The sequence below is a fragment of the Pontibacter lucknowensis genome (assembly GCF_900156415.1).
Lineage (GTDB): Bacteria > Bacteroidota > Bacteroidia > Cytophagales > Hymenobacteraceae > Pontibacter > Pontibacter lucknowensis.
The window spans coordinates 245,104-268,632 of the sequence record NZ_FTNM01000001.1; the positions used below are offsets into that span (position 1 = coordinate 245,104).

The 23,529-nt window shown below is 50.3% G+C and carries 18 protein-coding genes; 3 read left to right on the forward strand and 15 right to left on the reverse strand.

The genetic code is table 11. The annotated features are described in order from the left end of the window. Window position 1: 1 nt before the first annotated feature. The 3 genes from BW972_RS01090 to BW972_RS01100 all read right to left on the reverse strand — a co-directional run bounded on the left by BW972_RS01090 (window position 2) and on the right by BW972_RS01100 (window position 5,428). Window positions 2-610 (reverse strand): ribonuclease HII, encoded by a 609-nt coding sequence (locus BW972_RS01090; RefSeq protein ID WP_076420505.1) that lies wholly within the window; start codon window positions 608-610, stop codon window positions 2-4. Window positions 611-703: 93 nt separating this feature from the next. Beyond that, a complete protein-coding gene (locus BW972_RS01095) occupies window positions 704-2,284 on the reverse strand; it encodes a RagB/SusD family nutrient uptake outer membrane protein (protein ID WP_076420507.1) in 1,581 nt (526 codons plus the stop codon). A gap of 18 nt (window positions 2,285-2,302) precedes the next feature. After that, entirely contained in the window at window positions 2,303-5,428 is a 3,126-nt protein-coding gene (locus BW972_RS01100; protein WP_040574225.1) for a SusC/RagA family TonB-linked outer membrane protein, read from the reverse strand. Between the two features lie 1,063 nt (window positions 5,429-6,491). Here BW972_RS01100 and BW972_RS01105 point away from each other — a divergent pair. Then, window positions 6,492-9,683, forward strand: coding sequence for a SusC/RagA family TonB-linked outer membrane protein (locus BW972_RS01105; protein ID WP_083674044.1), 3,192 nt, complete (start codon window positions 6,492-6,494; stop codon window positions 9,681-9,683). Window positions 9,684-9,703: 20 nt separating this feature from the next. Further along, window positions 9,704-11,146: a SusD/RagB family nutrient-binding outer membrane lipoprotein gene (locus tag BW972_RS01110; RefSeq protein ID WP_159439832.1), complete on the forward strand. Its 1,443-nt coding sequence runs from the start codon at window positions 9,704-9,706 to the stop codon at window positions 11,144-11,146. A gap of 80 nt (window positions 11,147-11,226) precedes the next feature. On the opposite strand, the gene prfB is transcribed toward BW972_RS01110, so the two are convergent. The 8 genes from prfB to BW972_RS01150 all read right to left on the reverse strand — a co-directional run bounded on the left by prfB (window position 11,227) and on the right by BW972_RS01150 (window position 19,507). After that, window positions 11,227-12,304 (reverse strand): peptide chain release factor 2 gene (gene prfB / locus BW972_RS01115; protein ID WP_143731789.1). Its coding sequence is split into 2 segments (ribosomal slippage): window positions 11,227-12,243 and window positions 12,245-12,304, totalling 1,077 coding nucleotides; the frame shifts between segments, so codons are not numbered across the junction. 83 nt (window positions 12,305-12,387) lie between these two features. After that, window positions 12,388-13,461, reverse strand: a complete 1,074-nt coding sequence (locus tag BW972_RS01120; protein WP_007653726.1) for a branched-chain amino acid aminotransferase — start codon at window positions 13,459-13,461, stop codon at window positions 12,388-12,390. Between the two features lie 32 nt (window positions 13,462-13,493). Then, complete coding sequence (locus BW972_RS01125; RefSeq protein WP_007653725.1) at window positions 13,494-14,045, reverse strand: cob(I)yrinic acid a,c-diamide adenosyltransferase; 552 nt, start codon at window positions 14,043-14,045, stop codon at window positions 13,494-13,496. Window positions 14,046-14,048: 3 nt separating this feature from the next. Continuing rightward, a complete protein-coding gene (locus BW972_RS01130) occupies window positions 14,049-14,771 on the reverse strand; it encodes an ABC transporter ATP-binding protein (RefSeq protein WP_007653723.1) in 723 nt (240 codons plus the stop codon). A 10-nt stretch (window positions 14,772-14,781) separates the two neighbouring features. Beyond that, the gene (locus BW972_RS01135; RefSeq protein ID WP_076420513.1) at window positions 14,782-17,826 is read right to left on the reverse strand and encodes a tetratricopeptide repeat protein; all 3,045 of its coding nucleotides are present in this window, start codon (window positions 17,824-17,826) and stop codon (window positions 14,782-14,784) included. 15 nt (window positions 17,827-17,841) lie between these two features. After that, window positions 17,842-18,129, reverse strand: coding sequence for an Asp-tRNA(Asn)/Glu-tRNA(Gln) amidotransferase subunit GatC (gatC, locus tag BW972_RS01140; protein WP_007653720.1), 288 nt, complete (start codon window positions 18,127-18,129; stop codon window positions 17,842-17,844). Continuing rightward, window positions 18,104-18,877 carry a lysophospholipid acyltransferase family protein gene (locus BW972_RS01145; protein WP_143731791.1) on the reverse strand — a complete coding sequence of 258 codons (774 nt, stop codon included), beginning with the start codon at window positions 18,875-18,877 and terminating at the stop codon, window positions 18,104-18,106. The genes gatC and BW972_RS01145 overlap by 26 nt, the downstream gene beginning before the upstream one ends. Window positions 18,878-18,946: 69 nt before the next feature. Continuing rightward, window positions 18,947-19,507 (reverse strand): NUDIX domain-containing protein, encoded by a 561-nt coding sequence (locus tag BW972_RS01150; RefSeq protein WP_076420515.1) that lies wholly within the window; start codon window positions 19,505-19,507, stop codon window positions 18,947-18,949. Here BW972_RS01150 and BW972_RS19780 point away from each other — a divergent pair. Continuing rightward, on the forward strand, window positions 19,506-19,652 hold the full coding sequence (locus tag BW972_RS19780) for a hypothetical protein (RefSeq protein WP_155800512.1): 147 nt from the start codon (window positions 19,506-19,508) through the stop codon (window positions 19,650-19,652). The genes BW972_RS01150 and BW972_RS19780 overlap by 2 nt on opposite strands. Window positions 19,653-19,687: 35 nt before the next feature. On the opposite strand, the gene BW972_RS01155 is transcribed toward BW972_RS19780, so the two are convergent. The 4 genes from BW972_RS01155 to BW972_RS01170 form a co-directional block, all read right to left on the reverse strand. After that, window positions 19,688-19,867: a hypothetical protein gene (locus BW972_RS01155; RefSeq protein ID WP_143731793.1), complete on the reverse strand. Its 180-nt coding sequence runs from the start codon at window positions 19,865-19,867 to the stop codon at window positions 19,688-19,690. 98 nt (window positions 19,868-19,965) lie between these two features. Beyond that, entirely contained in the window at window positions 19,966-20,787 is an 822-nt protein-coding gene (locus BW972_RS01160) for a retropepsin-like aspartic protease (RefSeq protein ID WP_159439833.1), read from the reverse strand. A 64-nt stretch (window positions 20,788-20,851) separates the two neighbouring features. Further along, a complete protein-coding gene (locus tag BW972_RS01165; RefSeq protein ID WP_076420521.1) occupies window positions 20,852-21,550 on the reverse strand; it encodes a 3'-5' exonuclease in 699 nt (232 codons plus the stop codon). After that, window positions 21,550-23,487 carry a DUF294 nucleotidyltransferase-like domain-containing protein gene (locus tag BW972_RS01170; RefSeq protein WP_076420523.1) on the reverse strand — a complete coding sequence of 646 codons (1,938 nt, stop codon included), beginning with the start codon at window positions 23,485-23,487 and terminating at the stop codon, window positions 21,550-21,552. Before BW972_RS01170 ends, BW972_RS01165 begins: the two co-directional genes overlap by 1 nt. Window positions 23,488-23,529 lie beyond the last annotated feature (42 nt).

Below are 23,529 nucleotides of genomic sequence, written 5' to 3' on the forward strand. Positions count from 1 at the left end.
CTTATTTAGGAAACAGCATCAATTGCTCTTCTGACAGCAACCTAAAGGATTGCCGATGGTACTGCGTAGCCCCAAACTGCGCAATACTAGTACGGTGCTCCTTCGTCGGGTAGCCTGCATTGCGCTCCCAGCCATAATGGCTGTGCTCCTTTGCCAGTGTGCACATGAGCTCATCACGATACGTTTTGGCCAACACCGAGGCTGCCGCAATAGACAGATACTTTCCATCCCCCTTTACCACACAGGTATGGCGCAGTGCGCCGTATGCCTTAAACCTGTTACCGTCCACAATCAGGTACTCCGGCGTCAGTTCCAGTCCCTCAATAGCCCGGTGCATGGCCAGGTAGGTGGCCTGCAGAATGTTGATCTGGTCAATCTCCGCAGGGCTTGCCTCACCAATCGCCCAGGCTACCGCATCACGCACGATGTCGACCCGCAGCTGCAGCCTCTGCTTGTGGCTGAGCTGCTTTGAATCGTTCAATAGGGCATGGCTATAGTCTGGTGGCAGTATAACAGCAGCGGCCACCACAGGGCCTGCCAAACAGCCGCGGCCGGCCTCGTCTATACCGGCCTCCAAGGTATAGCCACTGTAGTTAGGTAGAAGTGCCATAGCATCAAGAGAAATCTGAATGACAAAAATAAAACAAAAAGCCCTGCCAGCTTGCGCTGACAGGGCTTTTTAAATCTATACTATCCGTATGGCTTAGTACCCAGGGTTCTGCTGCGCAGCTAACACAGGGTTAGATGCTACTTCAGATACCGGAATTGGCCAAATGAAACGGAAGTCCTCGTAAGGAATGAACGGTATCGTGGTAGCAGGCATCGTACCGCTTCCTGCATTGTATTGCGGGATGTGGTTTGAGGTAGAGGCTACCTTAGCAGGTATACCAGCCGGACCGAACACACCTTCTTTTGCCAGACGGTGGATGTCTTTCCAGCGCATACCTTCCGCCACGAATTCAATACGACGTTCGTTCACGATTGCCTGTGTCAGGGCATTGCCAGTCAGGCCAGTGTAAGTCTGGTCAGTTGAGCGGCCACGAACTGCGTTCAGAAGTGCAAGCGCTCTGTCATTGTTACCAAGTCTTGACTCAGCCTCTGCTACGTTCAGCAGCACCTCTGCATAACGGATGATTGGCGACCAGTCAGACTGTGTACCAGCATCTCTGTACTTTCTGCTAAAGATAGCACGTGCAGTCGTCGTTGTGATATCACGACGGTCGTCATCTGCTGGCCAGAATTCGGCGTTCCAGATAAGTGGGCTAATTGCTACCAGCGCACGACCTCCAGGAAGGGCATTGTACATCTGACCCAATGAACCGTTCACACTGGCGTTATCATTAGCCGTGTTCATGAAAGAGAAGATCGACTCAGAGTTGCCAGAGTTGTTGGCCCAAGGACCATCAGCAGAAGCAGTCAAAGCGTAACCACCGATAGGGCTTGTGAAAGACTCAGTACCTGAGATCAGTTTGTTACCCTCTGTCACTACACCTTGCCAGTCACGCATGTGCAGTTTAACGCGAGACTTCATCGCAATAGCAGCACCTTTTGTAGCTCTTGAGATTTTACCTCCGGCTGCACGAGTTTCAGGCAGGTTAGTCTCAGCATAGTCAAGGTCCGCCAGGATGGCAGCATAACCATCTCTTACAGAGTCACGGCCCTGCTGTCTTGCTTCCTCAACACGAGCTGGTGTGTTCACCGGAATTGTTCTGATCGGAACTCCAGGGTGAGAAGCATCAGCTGTGTGGTTGTAAGGACGAGCGAAGTGAATAAGTAGTTCGTGGTTAGAAAGTGCACGCAGGAAGCGAGCCTCAGCGCTGTAGGCATTGCCTACTTCAGCTGTGATCAGACCATCTGCTACTGCTTTATCAACACCCTCAATCACAATGTTTGCCTTGTTGATTACTGAGTAAAGCGTTTCAAAGTGGTACACGTTGTTCGCAGAGGCCGCGTTGTAAGTAGAGCCGTACGTGATGGCGTAGAACGCCTCCAGGTTCAGCATGTCCTCACCACGGTTATCGCCTTGCTCTATGTGAGCCGCACCGAACGGATAGCCACGCACAGCGCCACCAGCATAGAAACCACTTTGAGCAGCGTCATACACACCGGCTACAGCCAACTCTACACGCTCAGGGGTTGTAAAGGCACTTGCTTCAGTCAGACGGTCAAATGGATCTAGCTCCACTACGTCTTTCTCGCACGAAGTCAGCATCAGGGAGAAGCACACCGCAGGGGCGAGCAACGCTAACTTCAGTTTATTTTTGATGAATGATCTATTTTTCATTTTAAGGGAATTAAGAAATTAGAAGCCAAGATTTAAACCAACTGTGAACACACGCTGCTGTGGCTGACCGTTCCAGTCTACACCAAGGTTGTTGTTGTTCAGGTTAGTGTAAGTTTCTGGATCAAGACCTGTGTAATCAGAGATTACGAAAGCGTTCTGTACCTGAGCATAGATTCTCAGACGGTCAACGCTGATGCGCTCAGACAGTGCCTTAGGCAGTGTGTAACCCAATGACAGGTTGCTCACTTTCAGGAAGTCGCCGCTCTCAACGAAACGTGAAGAAGACTCACCGTTTGTGTTGATGAAGTTACCGTAGTTAGCACCAGCAGCCAGTCTTGGAGTCTGTCCGTCACCTGGGTTTTCAGGAGACTGCCATCTGCCAAGGATCTCACGACCGTTGTTCTCAAACGCCATTGTCAAAAGGTCCTGACGCGTACGGTTCATGATCTTGTTGCCACCAGAGAAACGCAGGAATACGTTTGCATCGAAGTTGCCCAGTTTGAAGTTGTTATCAAAACCACCGAACCACTTAGGAAGTGTGTTGCCTAGGATCACTTTGTCAGCAGATGACAGAGAAGACTGTGCACCCAGTGCGCTTGGGTTAGCCGGGTCATAACCGTAGTATACACCAGCAGAACCACCGTTGCCAGAGATGTTACCCTGTACCAGTGAGCCATCACCTTTGCGGTAGATTGGGTTACCGTTTGCAGTGTTCACACCTTCGTACTGGTAACCGTAGATAGAGTTGATAGACTCACCTTCGCGGTGGATCGTGTATTCGTACACGATGTCCTGACCGTCAACCAGTGACTTCACTTCGTTATTCTGTGTAGAGAAGTTGAAGTTAGAGTTCCAGCTGAAGTTAGACTTGTCGATTATTGTACCAGAGATACCAATTTCGATACCGTTGTTATCAACGCGGCCGATGTTACGCGTGATATAGTTGTTAGGCACACCCAGTGATGGAGGAGTTGGAGCCTGAAGAACGATGTCAGAGTTGTTCTTCATCCAGTAAGCCAATTCAACATTCAGACGTCCGTCGAACAAGCCCAGGTCGATACCGAAGTCGGTGATCTTCTGTGCTTCCCAACGCAGGTCAGGGTTACCAGTGTTGCTGAAGGCAATACCGTTGAAAGTACCGTACTGAGCAGCACCGAATGAACCCAAATATGGATAGTTACCTTGGATACCGATGTTTCCTACTTCAGCAAAGCTACCACGCAGTCTCAGGTCAGAGATAACGCTAAGTGCAGAAGAGTTCTTGAAGAATTCTTCTTCAGAGATTCTCCAGGCAGCAGACACGCCAGGGAAGTAACCCCAACGGTTATCTTCTGATAGCTTAGAAAGACCGTCAGCACGCATAGAAGCACCGATATAGTACTTGCTGGCATAGTTATAGTTGAAACGGCCCAGGTAAGAGGCAAGACCATTCTCACCGATACCACCGAAGGCAAACTGGTTAGCAAATGCACCAGATACCAGGTTTTCGTTGAAGAAACGGTCAGAAAGACCAGTACCCTGTGCCTGGAAGAAGCTAGATCTTGTTTTGTTGTATTCCTGTACTAACGTCGCATCCAGGTTGTGCACCTCGTTGAATGACTTGTTATAGCTCAGGATGTTCTGCCAGTTCCATGACTTAAGTGGAGAGTAAGCCTGAGAAACGACACCGCCAGAACCCTGACCGTCACCATGACGTGGGTCGTTGAACAGGAAGTCGTCAACCAGTGTCAAGTCAGCACCAAGCTGTGTTCTGAAGCGCAGGTTGTCAATCAGTTTGAAATCCAGGAATACGTTACCCAGACCGCGGTAAGTAGTAGCTCTACGTACGTTGTTATCCAACACGAAACGGATGTTTGGAATACCGTTGGCGATGATACCAGCGTTCGGTCCGCGGCCAAGTGCTCTAGGCTCCTGGAAGTCGATGTTGTAACCAGTTGGGTGTTCCGGGTTAAATACCGGTACGTTAGGGTGCATACGGATTACACCGAAGATGTTACCAGACAGGTTGTTAGAGCCAGTAAGCGGACCAGAGTTGATCTGATTGGTCAAACCGGCCTGTAAACCGAAATCAAGGAAGCTGGTTACTTTCGTCTGCAGGTTTGTGCGAACTGAATAACGCTCCAGGCTGTTCGCACGTCCGATACCTTCCTGGTTTGAGTAACCAAGTGAGAAGTAGTAGTTTGTTTTGTCAGTACCACCGCTTGCAGAGAATGCATGGCTGTGCTGGAAAGCTCTACGGAATACTTCCTCGTTCCAGTCAGTGTCGGCATCACCCAGCGCAGCTGGAGAAGTCTGACCAAGGTTTGCATATTTCTCGTTTGTGATTTCAACGAACTCACGTGCGTTCAGCAGGTCATGCAGTTCGATTGCCTTGGCAGAACCTGCCCAGCCATCATAAGAGAACTTAGCCTGGCCTGACTTACCACGCTTGGTAGTAATAAGAATTACACCGTTAGAGGCACGTGAACCGTAAACCGCTGTAGCAGCACCATCCTTCAGGATCTCGAAAGACTCGATATCGTTCGGGTTGATGTCAGCAAGTGCGTTAGAAGGCGTAAATCCACCCAGGTTACCAGACGTAGCAGGTACACCATCGATTACGATAAGTGGCTGCGTGTTGGAAGAGATTGAGTTTACACCGCGGATGTTGATCTTTGGAGGCGCACCCAGGATACCTGAAGGCTGCGTGATCTGTACACCAGAAGCACGACCTGCCAGCTGCTGGTCAAAAGATGGCGTTGCCAGGTTGGCAATTGTCTCACCTTTTACCTGCGCGATAGAGCTGGTAACGTCTTTTTTCTGCTGTGTACCGTAACCAACCACTACAACTTCATCCAGTTGTCTCTGGTCGATTTCAAGTGCCACATTAATAGTAGCGGCTGTCCCAATAGGACGCTCTACTGTTCTGTAGCCGAGGAAGCGGAAAACGAGCGTGTTGCCGTCTGCCGGCACATTAATAGAATAAGTACCGTCAGCACCGGTAGCCGTACCGGAGCTAGTGCCCTTTACAAGCACTGCTACACCAGGAAGGCCTTGGCCAGTCGACTGGTCAGTCACAGTACCCGTAACAGTTCTGCCCTGCGCCAATGCCTGTTGAAGCACGACGAATACCAGCGCAAAACTCAATAGTAGTAGTTTTTTCATTGGTCTGTTAATTGAGGTGAAAGATAAATAGTAGTTAAGATTTAAGGTTTAAGATTTACAATCAGCATATCGCATATGCTGGCCTGTACACGTAGAGTATCGTTAATTAACTGGTAAAAAAGCTGCATAAAAGTGTGCCGGTATTTAGCTTCTCAACAGAAATAAATCAAGCTTGTTTAGTACTTAAGCAAACTTTACAGACTATTTGGATGCTCCAAACTAAGAATATTTTTTCAATATATACAAAACTGCTATTCAAAATTCTCCAACCTTATCTAGGTCTTTTTCAGCCATTTAACCCTTCATCTTGTGTTATTACAAATTATCAACATCACAGAATAGGCGTATTTATATATAATACACTGAATTTCACACAACTACAACCTACTCCCTCGAAATACAACCTCAACATATCACCAAAACAATTAATACACATCAAATCGCAATACTCATAAGTTATTCTTATTCAGTGTTATAACACACACCATTTTATCAGCACCCCAAATCATCTTTAGCCTTAATTCTTCAACCTCTAACCCAAACTGGAACCACAATAGGTATCCTTTTCTATATACAGCCAGATTCCGGCCAGCATAACTTCACAACTGGCAGTCCCAAACCTACTCAGAAGCATTTGACACATACTTCATGGTGCGGAGCGTAGCTACAAAATTTGAAAAGCGCTTCTAAGCGCACTTCTCTCCCCTGCTTCCTGATCACTCTCCCTCAGATTATAGCCAAACAGCTGCATTACAACATTAAAAATATAAATATATGAATAACAGAAACTCAATATTACAACATTGTTTTTTAGTTAAAATGCTATAAATCAAGTGCCAATTAAAATTTAACACGTATAATGTTATGATTAGTAAATTGAATTTTAACATTAAAAAATCAATACACTACTATATTTAATGTTTTAACATTCTATTGAGCATTACAGAGTCCCTTTTTAAAGAAAAGACTCTTCTAATCCTTCCTCACCACTAAGTGCCTTAGCTTCTGGCACTTTTGCCGAATTGATTTTATACATCTTCTGAATCCAAAACTTTTTGGGAACATGAACAAACTACTACTAGTAAGTTTTATTCTGGTGCTCGCCCTTTTTCAACAAGGCATGGCCCAGACTAGAACGGTTACGGGTACCGTGACAGATCAGGAAACAGGGCAAGGACTGCCCGGTGTCGCAGTGCTGGTACAAGGTACCAACGTCGGCACCGCTACCGGAGCCAACGGAGAATACTCCATCAATGTGCCGGCTGGCTCCAATACACTTACCTACCGCTTCATTGGCTATGCCACCGTTTCACGCAATATCGACAATCAGAGCACAATCAATGTAGCCTTAAGCGTAGACACCAGGCAACTGAGCGAAGTTGTTGTGACGGCTTTTGGTATTGAAAGGGAAGAAAGAGCTTTGAGTTACTCGGTGCAGCAGGTAGAAGGTGAAGCCGTAACACGTGCTAACCACCCGAACGTCACCAATGCTCTCCAAGGCAAGGTGGCAGGCGTAGTAGTGCGCCAGTCTAGTGGTATGCCGGGCTCATCATCGCAAATCACGATTCGGGGGGCACGCTCCTTGGTAGGCAACAACCAGCCTCTGTATGTAGTCGATGGCATGCCAATCGAAAGTGATGCCATCCAGCAAGCAGGTGGTGCAGGTATAGGTGTTGGCGGTGTGAGCGGCACCGATGCCTCAGCACGTGCACTAGATATCAACCCAAATGACATCGAATCGATATCTGTGCTGAAAGGCGGTGCAGCAGCAGCCTTGTACGGGGTCCGTGCTGCCAACGGGGTGGTTATTATTACTACCAAGAGAGGCAGGGGCCTGGAGGAAAGAAAAGCTGCTACAGTGACATTCTCTTCTGACTATCAGATAGACCGTGCCTCACGGCTTCCAGACTTACAAAGCACCTACTCCCAGGGCTCTGGAGGGCAATACTCAAACAACTCCTCGCTATCCTGGGGACCAAGAATAAGCGAGCTCGGCGATGTGACCAACGCCATAGGGGAAACCGCGCCAGGAAACAGGGTCTTTGACAACGTGGACCCCTTCTTCCAGACTGGCCATACGGCAACAAACAGTCTCACGATCGCCAACAGCGGCCAGATAGGCAACTACGCTGTCACTTTAGGCTATACAGATCAGGAAGGCATAATTCCGACAACGGGTATGGAGCGTTTTAACGGCAAGGTTGCCGGTGAATTTAATGTTCACCCCAAAGTAACGATCGGTGCTTCTGCAAACTATTCGGATGTACACATTGATAAGGTGCCCGGGGGATCTAACCTTTCCAATCCGCTTTTCACATTGTATGCAGCACCGAGAAACTTTGACCTGTGGGGGCTCCCTTTTGCTGATCCACTCAACCCATACAGACAGTTCAACTACCGAGGTGCGATCGATAATCCACGCTGGGCATTGGCCAATAACCAATTCTATGAAGATACCCGCCGCATTATCAGCACTGCAAACGTTTCCTACAAACCGCTCGATTGGATAACTCTAAACTATAGACTTGGCGGAGACTTTTTTATCACAGATGGTAAAGAGGTATACGAGCTTGGATCAGGCTTTACAGGAGGTAGAACTGCACAGCCAAGCGGTGGCCAAATAAATGACTATGCCTTCAATCAGAATCAGATCAACTCTAACCTCTCTGTTAGTTTTAACCGTGATTTCTCAGAGGATCTTAGTGCCAACCTGCTGCTTGGCAATGAGGTATATGACATCAGAAACCGTTTGATATCAACGGTAGGCCGTGGTATTGCACAAGGTGGTTTCCGTAACATTGGCAACACTGTTGTGCAGAACGCCAGCGAGACCATTACCCGCAGACGAGTAGCTGGTTTTTATGCCAACGCCGAAGTAGGTTTCAGAGACTATCTGTTCTTAAACGCATCTGCCCGTCAGGATTATGTGTCTAACCTGGCGCGTGGCAACCGTACTTTCTTCTATCCTTCAGTGGGCATTGGCTTTGCATTTACAGATGCCTTCGAGCTTCAGAACGACATCCTTACTTTCGGTAAACTAAGGGCTTCATATGCTGAGGCAGGTCAGGCCCCTGACCAGGCTTACATAACCAGAAACATTTTCATACCTGGCGGTGCCCTGAACGTGGGCGGTTTCCTGAATGACGGTATCCAATTCCCATTCAACAACACAATTGGTTATACCCGTAGCGCCGTATTCAGAACAGAAGAGCTAAGGCCACAAAACACCAGAACAATTGAGTTTGGTGGCGATTTCAGATTCCTGGACAACCGGATCACCTTAGACTACACCTATTATGTGCAGACAACAGAAGACCAAATATTCAGCGTCCCTGTTGCCGCATCATCTGGTTTTACATCTGAGTTTAGAAATGCCGGTAGGTTGGAAACCAAAGGCCATGAGTTGATTTTCAATCTTATCCCTATAAGAAACGACAACTTCGAATGGACGTTCACCACAAACTTTACCCGATACAGAAACAAAGTAGTCGAGCTGGCCGAGGGTGTTGAGAGTATCTTCCTGGGAGGCTTCGTTACACCTAACGTAAGAGCCGAGGCGGGAGCTTTATACCCCATCATTTTTGGCTCCTCATTCGTGAGGGACAATAATGGCAACGTTGTAGTGGATAGTCGTGAAACCATAGGTGGTAATCCAAATCCATTCTACGGCATGCCTTTGGCTGGTGAGGCTAAAAACATAGGCAATGTGCAGCCAGACTTCGAAATATCCTTTACAAACGGCATCACCTTCGGCGGCATCAATCTGACTGCACAGGTAGACTGGAGAAAGGGTGGCAATATGTATGCAGGCAATACAAGACTTCTGAAGCTGTACGGTATGGCTGAAATTACAGAAGACCGTGAAAGTCCTTATGTCTATCCTGGCGTGAAAGGCTTCCTGGATACCAATGGTGACCTTGTCGTAGAAGGAGACAATGACATTGAAATCGTTAGAGGACAGAACTTCTGGTCCAGTGCCATGGACGCCATCGACGAATCAAACGTCTACTCTACTTCTTTTGTAAGGCTCAGAGAAGTGGCTCTAAGCTACTCCCTGCCAACAAGCTTGCTAGAACGCACTTTCATCAGGAATGCCTCTATCGTGCTGACAGGCCGCAACCTCTTTCTCATAACAGACTACCCGAACTTTGACCCGGAGACAAGCGTGGGTGGCGGTACTAACTTCCAGGGACTTGAGTATGTGACGCTTCCTCAGGCAAGGAGCTTTGGTGCTGGTTTAAGGTTAACATTTTAATGGACAGAAATCACACGATCATGAAGAAGTATAGATTTTACAGCTTTCTCATAGCAGCAGCTCTTATTATAGGAGGCACTGCCTGCGACGAGGATAAATTAGACGAAATTGACACCAACCCCAATAGCCCGGAACAAGTCTCGGTCAACCTACTGCTCCCACAGGTAACAGTAAACGTACCTACAGCTGTTACAGGGGCTGACTTAGCCTGGTATTCATCTGTTTTTGTACAGCATACCGCCGGTGTGCACGCACAGTTACAGGAGGCAGATCGCCGGTCTGGTCTCCAGAATAACACGTTGGTGAATAACATGTGGAACAACATTTATGCGGGCGTGCTACCTGACCTTAACATCATTATTGAAAGAGGTTCTGCAGGCGGTGAGGAGGAAGGAAACTTCAGGCACGTAGGTATAGCAAAAGTTTTGAAAGCCTATACCTTATCTGTAGCAACCGATGCCTGGGGACCTGTACCCTCTGCAGAGGCTGGGCAGGGAGTCGAGAACCGCACTCCTACATACGATTCGCAGGAACAAGTTTATACGCAGATACAAAGCCTGCTAGATGAGGCGATCGTTGACTTAGCAACAACGGCTCCCTCGCCTGGCAACCAGGATTTGATTTATGGGGGCAGTGCTGAGTTATGGACAAGGGCTGCTTATTCTCTGAAGGCACGTTATTATAACCGCCTGAGCAATATTGACCCGCAGGGATCTGCAACGGCTGCGCTGGAAGCGGCTGCACAGGGTTTTCAGAGCGCTGCAGACAACCTCGTCTTCCGGCGATACACTGCCGCAGCAATCGGTGAACATCCGTGGTACCAGGAATCGAATGACCGTAGTCACCACGCTGTAAGCCAATCTTTCGTGACTACGCTTCAAAACCTGAACGACCCACGCCTGGAGGCCATGGTGGCACCAGCCCGTGATCCGGGAGTTATCACAGGGGCTCCCAATGGAACACAGATAAACGACCAGGCAAACAGAGCCTTCTCTGATCCAACAGCGGCTGTGCTTAATGCGACCGCGCCTATGCCAATGATGACTTATGACGAATTGCTCTTCATACAGGCAGAGGCACAGCTGAGGTTAGGCAATACAGGCGAAGCGCTTACTGCTTATCAAAATGGAATCAGGGCTGCCATGCAACGACAAATAAATGCACCAGCTGCAGCAATTGATGCATATATAGCAGCAAACGCCAGCACTGTATCACAGGAGGCTATTATCCTCCAGAAGTGGATTGCTTTCTGGCTGTTCCAGCCCTTTGAGGCCTACAACGATTGGAGAAGAACGGGCATTCCTGGCTTTGTTGCCCAACACCAGATCTCACCTCCACCAGTTCGTTTTCCATATGCGCAAAACGAATTGGACACCAATGAGGCAAATGTTCCAAACATCAGGGGCACGCAGATATTCTCCGACCCTGTATGGTGGGTAGATGGACAGCCAGATACACAGTAAATTCCGATATTTTCCACAAAAAAGAGGCTCCCTTTCAGGAGCCTCTTTTTTGTGGAGTCAGGTATAGCCTCAATCTCTCCTTATGCCTGCATCAGGAATGCCTTGATGTATTCATTCAGGTCACCGTCCAGCACATTTTGCACATCAGAACGCTCTACGCCTGTCCGGATATCCTTTACAAGCTTGTAAGGGTGCAGCACATAGTTGCGTATCTGGGAGCCAAAGTCGATGCGTTTTTTAGTACTCTCCACACGGTCCCGCTCTTCGTTTCGCTTGTCTATTTCTATCTGGTAAAGGCGTGAGCGAAGCATACGCAGGGCGTGCTCTTTGTTCATGAGCTGTGAGCGCTCGATCTGGCACTCAATCACGATGCCTGTCGGCTTGTGCTTCAAACGCACTGCAGTCTCCACTTTGTTTACGTTCTGGCCCCCGGCGCCTCCTGAGCGGAAGGTATCCCACTCTATGTCGCTCGGGTTCACCTCGATGTTGATCGTATCGTCCACCACAGGGTAGGCAAATACAGAAGCAAAGGAAGTATGGCGTCGTCCGCCTGAGTCGAATGGGGAGATACGAACCAGACGATGTACCCCTATCTCAGATTTAAGATAGCCATAGGCAAAGTCGCCGGTGATCTCCAGGGTAGCTGACTTTATACCTGCTCCCTCACCCGGATTGTAGTTGACCTGCTTCACGCCGAAATTATGCGACTCGGCCCACATGATGTACATGCGCATCAGCATCTCGGCCCAGTCCTGGCTCTCGGTACCGCCTGCACCCGGGTTGATCTCCAGAATGGCGCTCAACTGGTCCTCTTCGCCACTTAGCATGCGCTTGAACTCCAGCCCTTCAATAGCGCTTTCTACCTTTTTCGCTTCCAGCTTTATGTCTTCCTCCGACACATCGCCTTCTTTGTAGAAATCGAAAAGCACTTCCAGGTCAGAAACCGTTTTCTCCACTTCTTCATAGTGGTCAGTCCATACCTTCAGCGATTTTACCTCTTTAAGTACTTTTTCAGCTGCTTTCGGGTCGTCCCAAAAGTCAGGTGCCAGTGTTTGCCTTTCTGTCTCGGCTATCTGTTGCTTCTTGTTATCGTAGTCAAAGATACCTCCTCAAGGCTTCAACACGAGCCTTTAATTCCTTCAATTGTTCTGAAGTCATGTTTTCTGTTTTTTATTTAACGCTAAAATGCTGGACCAAAAGCCGTATACGCTTCCAGTCCAGCATTTACTTTTATCTGATTACTATAGGCTGATCTTATAGATCCAGCTGTGCGGGTCAGGTGCCTGACCTGTCTTAATGCGATCCAACTCTGCTGCAATGCCATTGGAGATCTCGCGACCTTCTATTGCCGGCAGGTCCATGTCCTCGCCGTTGTAATGTATGGTGGCGATCTGGGCAATAGTAGCAGCGGTACCCGTACCGAATGCTTCCTGTAGCTTGCCGGCTTTGTGAGCCTCCACAATCTCGCTCACAGCTACCTTACGCTCCTCTACAGGTATACCTTTGTCACGGGCTATCTGCAGCACGCTGTCGCGGGTGATGCCTGACAGGATCGTGGTGCTTACAGCAGGCGTTACAATCCTGTCATCGATCACAAACATCACGTTCATGGTACCGGACTCTTCAATGTACTTGTGCTCGCGCGAGTCAGTCCAGATAAGCTGGTGATAGCCGCGTTCCTGCATTTTGCGTGCAGGGTATAGGGCAGCGCCATAGTTACCAGCGGCCTTGGCATAACCGGCACCACCTTCTGCTGAGCGCACATAGTTTGGCTCAATGGCAACGCGCAACGGCTGACCATAGTAGGCGCCTACCGGGCAGCTGAACACCATAAAGCGGTAGCTGGATGATGGACGCACGCCAATAAACTCATCCGTTGCGAAGATGAACGGACGGATGTACAGTGCACAACCAGCTGTTGGCGGTACCCAGGCAGCGTCCAGGCGCAGCAATTGCTCCAGCCCCTGCATGAAGATCTCTTCGGGCAGCTCAGGTATGCACATGCGGTCTCCAGAAATGTTCAGTCGCTTGAAGTTATCGAGCGGTCTGAACAGCAGGATGTCACCGTCTGCGTTTTTATAAGCCTTCATACCTTCGAAGATAGCCTGGCCGTAGTGTAGGGCTGAGGTTGCCGGACTAAGCGACATGTTGCCGTAGGGCTTGATTTCGGGGTTCTGCCAGGCGCCGTCTTTGTAGTCGGCTACCAGCATGTGGTCGGCGAAGATTTTCCCGAATTCAATATTATTGAAGTCCAGCTCAGAAATGCGGCTCTGCGGGACGCACTGAGTAGGTATAGTTAGGGTATCAACTGACATAAATAAAGGGAATTATTAGTTGAACAATGTAATCAGACGCGTGGCTTCCAGGCAATTTCCTCAGCCTGTAACTCATACGTCATTTTGCGGCAAAGAGCGAACAGATAATCGGACAGACGGTTGAGGTACATGATCACCAGATCGTCTACCGGCGACTCTTCCTGCAGGCGGATGGCCAGGCGCTCAGCGCGGCGGCACACGCAGCGGGCCAGATGGCCAAATGAAACAGACTGATGACCGCCTGGCAGCACAAAGGAGCGCAGCGGAGGCACTTCAGCCGTCATCTTGTCTATTTCCTGCTCCAGCAGGGTGACATCCTCTGCATGCAGGTCGGGGGTCACCATTTTGGTGTTCTTGTCAGGGTCGGTGGCCAGTGTGGAGCCGATGGTGAAGAGGCGGTCCTGTATCTCTTTCAGGATGTCGGCCCGGCTCTTGTTTACTTCCTGGTCGCGTACCAGTCCGATGTATGAGTTAAGTTCGTCTACGGTGCCGTAGGCTTCTATGCGTAGGTGCGACTTGGCTACACGAGTACCTCCTATAAGTGAAGTGGTGCCTTTGTCGCCTGTCTTGGTGTAAATTTTCATGAGCTATTGCGCAGCGTTTAGATTTGCATGCGTTGTCACATCGTGGTTGATTTCGTCTGATTCTATAAGTCCGTCGCGAAGGCGCACAATACGGTGAGCGTATTTGGCGATGTCCTCTTCGTGCGTCACCATGATAATGGTGTTTCCTTTGGCGTGCAGGTTCTCGAACAGTTCCATGATCTCGTAAGAGGTCTTGGTATCCAGGTTACCGGTCGGTTCGTCGGCCAGGATGATACTTGGGTCATTGATAAGCGCACGGGCAATAGCCACACGCTGCCGCTGTCCACCCGACAGTTCGTTTGGCTTGTGCTTGCCACGGTTACCGAGGCCCACACTTTCCAGCGCTTGCTGGGCTTTCTCCTCACGCGCAGATTTGTTATACCCGGCATAAATAAGCGGAAGGGCCACATTCTCCAAAGAGCTCTGGCGCGGCAACAGGTTAAAGGTCTGAAACACGAAACCGATCTCCTTGTTCCGAACCTCGGCCAATTCATTGTCAGTCATGTTACTCACATCATTCCCGTTCAGGATGTACTGCCCTCCGGAAGGGGTGTCCAGGCAGCCAATGATATTCATAAGCGTTGACTTCCCGGAACCAGAAGGACCCATAAACGCCACATACTCTCCTCGCTCTATCTTGATAGACACGGACTTGAGCGCATGGATGGTTTCGCTTCCCATGCGGTATACTTTCGAAATATCGTGTGTCTCGATGATGGTGCTCATAGAACCTGTTTTAGAGTTGCCACTGGTCCGCCTCTGCCTCCTTAGCTCGGCGCTGTTTATCAAATTTCTCTTTAAAAGTACTATATTCCGAAGCAGGAAGCAAGCTGCGAAGCGAAACAAGTGCCTGGTCTGCGTAGCTGACAAGTCCCCTGTTCACACTCTCAAGCGCATAGGCTTTGTAGAGCCTGGCAGAGTATGGATTATAGGTGATTCCGTCCAGCAGAATGTTATAAGCCTGCATCTCAGCGGGACTGTATCGGGCAAAGAAAGCGGCGGCGTCCTCTACCACCTGCTCATCGTACAACAGCATTTTGAGTGCCTGGCTGTAACGCTCGGCAGCTTCACGGTCACGCCCCTTTATCTCAGCAATTTTAGCCCTGAAGTAGAGTTTCTGCCGCTTATCCTTCGGTGTCAGGTATAGGTTGTCCATCCGTTTCACCAGCACCTCGTGGTTCTTAGTATTCAGCCACAGGCGCATTTGCTGCAGGTTAAGTTTTGAGCGGAGCTCTCCTTCTGGTCGCAGGGCGGTAGCTGCCTCTTTTATGGCCTCATTGGCCTGCTTCCACTCCCGTCTTCCCATAAAATAGTCTACCTTGGCCACCAATGCCTCACGGCGCAGGTCTTTCTCCTGCACGCTCTTCACGATGCGGTCTACATCTTCGGGCAGCAAATCAGGCAGGTATGCGATCAGATACTGCACCTTGTCGTGGTCCGGGGCCTGGGTGATGATGGTAGATGGCGCCTGTTCCAGCACCTCTTCCAGCGACTGTGCCACCGCAACCGCCGACTCTATCTCTGTAAAGGCAACTTCGCGGAGAGCTTCTACAGCCTCATCGGTCTGGTGATTGAGGGCCAGCGCATAGGCATGGGACAGGAAGGCCTGCGTAAAGCCTCTGTCTTTGGCCTCCTTGAAATAATGGGCGGCGGCACCGTAGTTCTCTTCCTCCATCATCCAATGCCCCAACGCATTGTAATAATAACCGCTGCGCTCCCCTGCGGCCAGCGCCAGGTTCTCAACTACGCTGCGTGCCTCTTTCGGCCTGCCATCGTAGTGGTGCACCAGGCCCTTCAGGTATAGCAGGTCTTCCATAAAGAGTCTGTTCTCCTGAGAACCAAGATAGCGGTTGATAGGCTTCAACAGCGATGTATCGCCATTGTTCACACTGGAAATGGTTTTGTTGTAGAATAGTGTCAGGTCCTCTACCCGCTCCAGCGAATCCGCCACAAAGTCGTCTTCTTTAAGATCAGAAGTCTGTCCCAGCAGCTGGTTAAGTGCAGCCATGTTGCTGCGCAGTGGCTTGTATTTTGTGGATCGGATCTCCGTGATCAGCTCCTTGGCTTCATCCGGCATAGCCTGGCGGGTATAGTAAGCCAGGCGGTTGCTGCGCACCAGATCCTGGTTTTCTGCATGACGCTGTGCCAGGTCAAAATAGTAGGCGACACTGTCGTGCACACTGGTCTGGGCATAAAGCAGGGCCAGGTTGTTGTAGATCTCCCCATTTTTAGGGAAAGCCTCCGCCCCCTGCTGCAGCACATACAGCTTTTCGAAAAAGTACTGCTTGCGGTCGTACAGGTTCGCCAAACGGATATATAGCTTCGGATTCGGGCTCCGTTCCAGTGCCTCCTGCAGACTCAGAATTTCTTTGTTGCGCTCGTTCTGGGCACGATACATGGCCGACAAGCTAAAGCTCGCCTTCATGTTGTGGTTATCGAACAGATCGCTTTCTCTGTAGAAACGTTCTGCCAGAATCGAATTGTCGGAACTCTGGTACAGGTCGCCGAGGTAGCTGTAGTAACCGGCATAGGCATTGAAGTACACCCTGAACTGGGTACGCATCACCAGGATGGCCAGCAAAATAGCCCCCATGGTGTAAATGGTATACACAGGCAGTTTGCGGGGTTCGTACACCACTTTGTAAACGGCCAGTCGCTGCTTGATCAGGTCCCCGAAGTTCACCATTACATACACAAAAAAGAAGGCTCCGAAGGACAGGTGTGTGTATACGATCAGGTTATGAAAAACTGATATAGCGGAGTCGTTGGCGGTGGCATAGGCGTAGCCAATGCTCAGAAAGGTAATGGTTGCAAATACCAGGTAGATGATGGCACCTGTGGGTTTAAAGGGGAACAGTCTGCCATACAATACCTCGCGCTGACGCATGCCCCAAAAGCCGGCAACTGCAGAGATCAGTAGGATGACAAAAGCGTTGATGTAAAACAAATCGCCTTTCACATAGCCCACATGGCGCAGGTATAACAGTACCAAAGTAACCAGGTATAGCACGCTTACGAGCACAAACTGCCATATACTAAAGCGACGTTCCGGCTTGGCAGCCTGTGTGTTGACCCAAAGCAGGGCATTGATGTTTTCGTACCCGACCCAGATCATAAAGAGCAGGGAGGCTACCATAAGCGCAAGCGAACTGTAGTTGGCCAGATGCAGGGTGGTCAACAGCGGCGGAAAGTCTGACTCCATGTACACAAAGGAGCCCAGCAAGCTCACCAGCGCGATCATCACCATTACCCTGACACTAAAGGAAACCTGCTGATAAAAAGCCTGAAAAGCATAGCTGGCCAAAGCAAAGAAAACGATGAATACCAGCAACGTGGTCTGCCCGGTATTGCTCCCGATCACACCCAGGAGGTCCAGGTTGAAGGAAGCCAGCAGCATCATGAGCAGCAGCATACCTGCAAAATAAGGGATGCGCTTCATGGTGGTAATGGCAGCTGTGTAGAATGCCAGGCAGAGAGCCAGCAACAGCACCAGTGCTACTGCGGCAAACTTGTTGAGGGCAGGCATTGCCACATCGTACTGCTCTGTGAGCAGGTAGCCATCGGCGTACAGGGTGAAGGGCTCCAGCAGACGGGAAAACTCGTGCACCGGCACCTGCACCACCTGCAGTTCAGGCAGCTTATCCCAGGCCATAAAATTGCTCTCGCCGGTGAAGTAATGGTATACCCCCAGCATGAGCGCCAGCACAGCCACGATCAGCAAAAACAGATAGGGATACCTGGTATCGGCATCCCAACTGTTCCAAAACTTAATTTTGTTCATAGACAAACCGTCGGACTATTCGAGCACTTTCGGTACTCTGAAATAATCGGAGTCTTTTCTAGGTGCATTTTTCAGCGCTTCGTCGTGCGATACGGTATTCTGTGCCAGGTCCTCGCGCATCACATTCACTTCTTCTGACATATGAATAAGCGGCTCCACACTTTCGGTGTCAAGTTCGCGAAGCTGGTCTACCCAGTTCAGTATCTTGTTCAGGTCCTGCAGCATCTCCTGCTCCTTTTCTTCATTGAACTCCAGTCGGGCCAGGTGCGCGATCTTTCTAATGGTTTGTATATCGGTTGACATCTATCGTATTGTGTTTCTTAAGTTCTTCCTGAATAATATGAAATACTTCCTGCTTCAGCGCAGGAAGGTCCTGCAGCGTCATGCCTTTGGTTTCGATCGGCTCGTGTATGATGATCTTGAGCGGGTGCCAGCGCACTTTCAGCTTCCCATCCAGATCAGGCAAAAATTTGTGGTTATAGGGCATCGTCACCGGCACTACCGGCAACTGCTTCTCAATAGCCAGTCGAAAAGGGCCATCCTTGAATGCCAGCAGCTCCTCTCCTGCCGTGGGTGGTATGGTACCTTCCGGAAAGATCACCAGGTTGCGGCCCTGCTCCAGCGTGCGCACGGACTGGATGTAACTCTTGGCACTGCTGATCGCACTCTTACGGTCTACGGCAATGTATAGCTTTTCGTACACTTTTCCCCACAACGGCACTTTGGTAAGCGAGCTTTTCCCGACAAAGTTAATAAAACCCGGAATGGCATGCAGCAATAGCGGGATATCGAGGTATGAGCTGTGGTTAGGCGTAAAGATATACTGCTTGCCAGGATTGAAACGCATACGCCACTCTACCCGCAAAGGCGTAAGGAACATGCGCAGGGCCGATGATGACCAGAAGCGGTTAATGCTGTGCACGCGCGGATACCAGCGCTGCTTGCGTATAAGCACTGCCTGAAACGGATACGTGACCACAAAGGGCATCACAAACCAGGTGACACACCAGGTTGTATAAATGCGATGGGACAGGTATTTAAGCGCTTTCATGCCTTCAAATGTAAGAATAATCCACCAGTTATCAATCGGGGAGCTTCACCTCGTTGGCCTTCTCAACGCTTACCCGCCTTGCTGCAAAAGTATAGCTGCCTTGAGTATACCTGCCACACTGATGGCGTCCGTTATCTCGTTGTCCATCACCATACGCACAGCCTCCTCAAAGTGCACCCGCCGGATGTGAAGCTCCTCCGTTTCTTCAAAAGCTGTTTCACCGGCCTTTAGTTCCTGTGCCAGGAAAACAAAGCCTTCCTCATCCGTTACGGAATTGGAGGTATGCAGGCGGGCGATGTTGGTCCACTTTTCGGCTGTAAAACCAGTCTCTTCCTGTAGTTCCCGCTTCGCCGACTCGAGTATGTCGTTCTCGATCAGGCCGCCGCCCATTGGTATTTCCCAACTGTACTCGTTGAGCGCATAGCGGTACTGCCCTACCAGGTAGGTATAGCCTTCGTCATCAACAGGTATAATGCCAATGGCTTTGTTTTTGAAGCTGACCACACCGTAGATCCCCTCTCCACCATTGGGGTTGAGCACCTGATCTTCACGCACTTCTATCCAGGGATTCTGGTATACCTGCCTGCTGGATAGGGTGGTCCAGGGGTTATGTTGTTCGTCGATTTTCATGCTATTTTCTTTTGGCGATCATTTTGATCTCTACCTGCGCCCCCAACGGCAGCGAAGTCACCCCGATGATGGCACGGCCTACAGCCACTGCTCCATCAGCACTGAAGGCTTTTCCGGGCAGGCGTTGAGCTTGTTTAAGATCTAATTGCGGGCAAAGATAACAAGGTATAGATGATTTTTTCAGAGGCGATCAGCCTCTTCTGTTTCAACCCTGGTATTATCTTTTTCCACGCCAGCTGTATCGGCGGGTGCCGTGTCAGGTTCTGGTTGGGTTATAGTTGTCTCCTCGGTATCAGGCGTGCTATTACAGCTGGCCATCAGAAAAGCGCCCAGGGCGAAGGTTAGAAGATACTTTTTCATCATATCAGCTTCATTCAATTATTGATTGTACAGATATCCCTGCTGCTATCCTGTTGTGTATATTCCAGGCACACTGGCAATGCAGGAATTTCGCCATTTTAATGCATCCATACCTGCCCTGCCGGGAAGTTAATGGTCATTCTGGTTTGACGGATCACATCGTAGTTCAGTACCCCGTCATAGATGATATTTTCTGCAGCGGCCTTGCTGACCAGTTTTCGCCTGCCAAGTTGAATCGCAATCGGGTTCAGGGCTGTGCGCTGGACTGTCGTATCGCTTTGTAGGCCCCACCCGGAGGCTGTCTGGTGCGAAAGCAGCACTTCGCTTATATTGCCTGTGTCTAACAGAAACCAGTATGAGCGGTCCTGATGAGGTATACCCAGGAAAATGGTCAGCTCGCTACCATCTAGCCCATTGGCGAAACGGCTGGGCAGCAGCGTTAGCCTGCCCTGTTGCTTTCTAAGAGTGGCTGACGTCTCAATCTGGAGTCTACTGGCCGCCAGGTCGACAGTCACAATCCTGTCCTGAAAGGATTTCAACGAGATCACCCCATCTACTTTCGGAAGGCCTTCTGGCAGTATGCTCATCAGATCCCATACCCCAACGGTCACATGAAAAAGCGGAACGTTATCGACCCTGATTTCAACTGAATCCAGCTTTTGGTACCGAAACATCTCCCCGTTCATGCGGAAGGCAGTTGCGCTGCCATAAGGTTGTCGACCGATTTTCTGTGCCACTTCCGGGGATACAAAGGTCTGGCCGCCTCCCGTATCGAATAAGAAGGTGTAGGGCTGCCCTGCTATGGTAACGTCTACCTGCTTCAGTTCTCTGAAATATTCTTTCAGCTGGATGGTGTTTTGCGCAAGAGTTTCACCAACGAAGGTTAAGCACAGAGCCAAACCCAGGAAAAGTGTTTTCATTTTGAAAAATAGACTGATCATCTAAGCATGTACGTCAGTGATAGATTTTGGCTGAATAATTACGTTAGCCCTTCATCAGCTCACCCAATGTTGTAATGCCCCGCTTTTTAGCTAGTGAGAGCAGTTTGAGCAATAGCAGGGCTGTGGCAAAGGCGTCGCCGGAGGCGGTGTGACGATCTTCGGTGGGCAGATTATACCTTTCGCAGAGAGCGTCGAGGCTGTACTCGGCGGTTTTCAGGGTATGGCTGTCGGCATGGCGGCGCTCCAGTCGTATGGCCAGGTGTGCTGTGTCGACGGAGCGGTTGCGGAGCTTGCCGCTTATACCTTGCCGCTTCAGCATCTGGTTGATCATGCCGATGTCGAAAGCCACATGCTGCCCGACCAGCACAGCATTACCGATAAAGTCGATAAAGCCCTCCACCGCCTCCCGCTCCGGTATACCTCCCTCCAGCTGACTTGAAAGCAGACCATGCACTTCAGCGCTTTTGGTAGCTGGTGCCCCTTCCTGCTGCACCAAACACTCAAAAGTGTCCGATACCAGTACCTGCAGCCCCCTTACCTTTATTGCCCCGATGGAAAGCACTTTGTCCCTGCGTTGGTCCAGCCCGGTCGTTTCGGTGTCGAACACTACAAATTCGGCTTCTGACAAGGGAGTATCTCTTGAGGGTTGCTCTTTCAGTGCGGCGCTATACCTGTGCCAAAAAGCCGGCGCATTCTTGTCTACCGGTTGCAGCTGGTTTATTAACTCCTTCAGCCACTCCATTAGCCGAGGTAGTTAAGTTGAAAGCGTACTTGCAGGAGCTCCTGTATGTCGCTGATCGGTTTGAAGGTGCTGCGCAGCGTCTGCCGCTCGAGTTTGTTAAGCTGGTTGGGGTTGAGGTAACGGCCGGAGTTCTTGTTGCGCAGGCCGCTGAGCGCCCGGAAACGCATCATGATCTCGTATGCCATCGCGGCCTCACGGTATAGCTCCGCGTTTTGAGGCTCCAACTCGGCCAGTTTCTCGAAACGCTTGAAAGTGTTGTTCTCTCCGGCCACACGATTGTCGAGCGTGAGCACGCGGGCGGCATCCACGAGTGGTGTCATGGCCCGCAGTTTGATATCGAACTCGTTTTTGTGCTCCCCTCCCCGCTCCACAATGAAGTTGCGGAAAAAACTCAGTGGCGGTGGACTCTGCAACGCATGCTTGGCCAGGAAAGGCAGGAAAATGCGCTCCTGCTGGATGTTCTCGTAAATATAATCCGTCAGCTGCCTGCTCAGACTAAAGTCACCGTATACGGGGCGGTAGTCGTAGAAAATAGAGGTATGCATCAGTGCCTCTTCGGTGGGCTCGTGTATCCAGTTATAAAAGTACTGTTTCCAGGTATGCAGCGGCTGGCACCACTTCGGGTTACTGGCCATCATGTCGGCGGGACACTTCTCAAAACCGCATTGCACCAGAATATCCCGCACAATAGCACCTAGTTTCAGAAAGTAAGCCTGGTGCTCTTTTTCGAGCGCAGCATTTTTATCTTCGAACACCACGGCATTGTCCTGATCGGTGCGCAGGAGTTGCTCTTCACGGCCTTCGCTACCCAGTGAGAGCCAGCAATAATGCAGCGGCGGCTCACCCAGTTCTTTCTCGGCATGCTGCAGCGCCCGCACAATGATAGCGTCGTTAATTTCTGTGATGATATTGGCGATAAACGAAATGCTCACCTCCTGCTCCAGGTACTTCAGTAACAGCTCCTCAGCCCTGTCGCGGATGGCAGGAAGTGAACTTATGTCGCGTGTCTGGCGAATCTCAGAGATCAGCACGGCCGGATTGTTGCCCTGGGCCAGTAGGAGGTCATGTTCGGTGAGCACCCCAAGGGCTTTAGAGTCAACAGTCCCGTCAGTGGTCACGCAGAGGTGCTTCACTTTGTTCCGGATCATGTTGATCAGCGCATCGGCCATGGGCGGATTGGGAACGGTCGTAATCACCGGCGACGACATGATCACCTCTACCGGATCATCAATGGCCACATGCCCGGCTACCACCTGGCGGCGCAGGTCGGTGTCGGTCAGAATTCCCAAGGGTCGTGCCTCACCGTCCACTACCATCATAAAACTGGAATCCTTGTCGCTCATCATTTGGGCGGCCAGCCGGATGGAGGTGTCAGGCGGACAAGCAACAATGCTTTTAGCCGTATCGATTTTAAGGGCGTCTTCAAGGTGCAGCGGTATAGACGAAGGTGCAATGGTACTCAGCCCGACCCGTGCCCTTTGCGCATCGCGCAAGGTAGGGTTACGCACCGGCTGCCCCGCCGCAAAACCCGCCGCGAAGTAAAGCGCTACCTGTGGATTTTCGGTGAGGATAGGTTCAAAAGCCTCGATAGGTATAGCGTATACCAGTGATTCTTCGGCTGAGGTAGCGGTAGAGGAATAGTTTTTCTTAGCGATCAGTGCCCGTACTCCAAACACATCTCCTTCGTCGCACACATCCAGCAATTTGGGATTGCCACCCTCCGTCTTTTGCTCCAATCGAACAGAGCCTTGCCGTACAACATAAAAGTGTTCGTGGGCGGGATCGTCCTGCGAGAACAGAACCTGCTCCGGCTCCAGGTATAGCACCCGCACCTGCCTGGCCAATTGCCGCAGTTTTTCCGGGTCAATCAGGTTAAAGGGCGGGTAGGTATTCAAGAACTCGTGCACGCGTTCCTGTATGACATTGGAGGGCTTCATAGCTTCGGGTTATACCTGTTGAAGATACAGGATTGGGCAGAG

Excerpts from the sequence above, each read along its gene's own strand:
- BW972_RS01090 (WP_076420505.1), bottom strand. The coding sequence starts at position 610 with ATGGCACTTCTACCTAACTACAGTGGCTATACCTTGGAGGCCGGTATA.
- BW972_RS01095 (WP_076420507.1), bottom strand. The coding sequence starts at position 2,284 with ATGAAAAATAGATCATTCATCAAAAATAAACTGAAGTTAGCGTTGCTC.
- BW972_RS01100 (WP_040574225.1), bottom strand. The coding sequence starts at position 5,428 with ATGAAAAAACTACTACTATTGAGTTTTGCGCTGGTATTCGTCGTGCTT.
- BW972_RS01105 (WP_083674044.1), top strand. The coding sequence starts at position 6,492 with ATGAACAAACTACTACTAGTAAGTTTTATTCTGGTGCTCGCCCTTTTT.
- BW972_RS01110 (WP_159439832.1), top strand. The coding sequence starts at position 9,704 with ATGAAGAAGTATAGATTTTACAGCTTTCTCATAGCAGCAGCTCTTATT.
- BW972_RS01120 (WP_007653726.1), bottom strand. The coding sequence starts at position 13,461 with ATGTCAGTTGATACCCTAACTATACCTACTCAGTGCGTCCCGCAGAGC.
- BW972_RS01125 (WP_007653725.1), bottom strand. The coding sequence starts at position 14,045 with ATGAAAATTTACACCAAGACAGGCGACAAAGGCACCACTTCACTTATA.
- BW972_RS01130 (WP_007653723.1), bottom strand. The coding sequence starts at position 14,771 with ATGAGCACCATCATCGAGACACACGATATTTCGAAAGTATACCGCATG.
- BW972_RS01135 (WP_076420513.1), bottom strand. The coding sequence starts at position 17,826 with ATGAACAAAATTAAGTTTTGGAACAGTTGGGATGCCGATACCAGGTAT.
- gatC (WP_007653720.1), bottom strand. The coding sequence starts at position 18,129 with ATGTCAACCGATATACAAACCATTAGAAAGATCGCGCACCTGGCCCGA.
- BW972_RS01145 (WP_143731791.1), bottom strand. The coding sequence starts at position 18,877 with ATGAAAGCGCTTAAATACCTGTCCCATCGCATTTATACAACCTGGTGT.
- BW972_RS19780 (WP_155800512.1), top strand. The coding sequence starts at position 19,506 with ATGCTATTTTCTTTTGGCGATCATTTTGATCTCTACCTGCGCCCCCAA.
- BW972_RS01150 (WP_076420515.1), bottom strand. The coding sequence starts at position 19,507 with ATGAAAATCGACGAACAACATAACCCCTGGACCACCCTATCCAGCAGG.
- BW972_RS01155 (WP_143731793.1), bottom strand. The coding sequence starts at position 19,867 with ATGAAAAAGTATCTTCTAACCTTCGCCCTGGGCGCTTTTCTGATGGCC.
- BW972_RS01160 (WP_159439833.1), bottom strand. The coding sequence starts at position 20,787 with ATGAAAACACTTTTCCTGGGTTTGGCTCTGTGCTTAACCTTCGTTGGT.
- BW972_RS01165 (WP_076420521.1), bottom strand. The coding sequence starts at position 21,550 with ATGGAGTGGCTGAAGGAGTTAATAAACCAGCTGCAACCGGTAGACAAG.
- BW972_RS01170 (WP_076420523.1), bottom strand. The coding sequence starts at position 23,487 with ATGAAGCCCTCCAATGTCATACAGGAACGCGTGCACGAGTTCTTGAAT.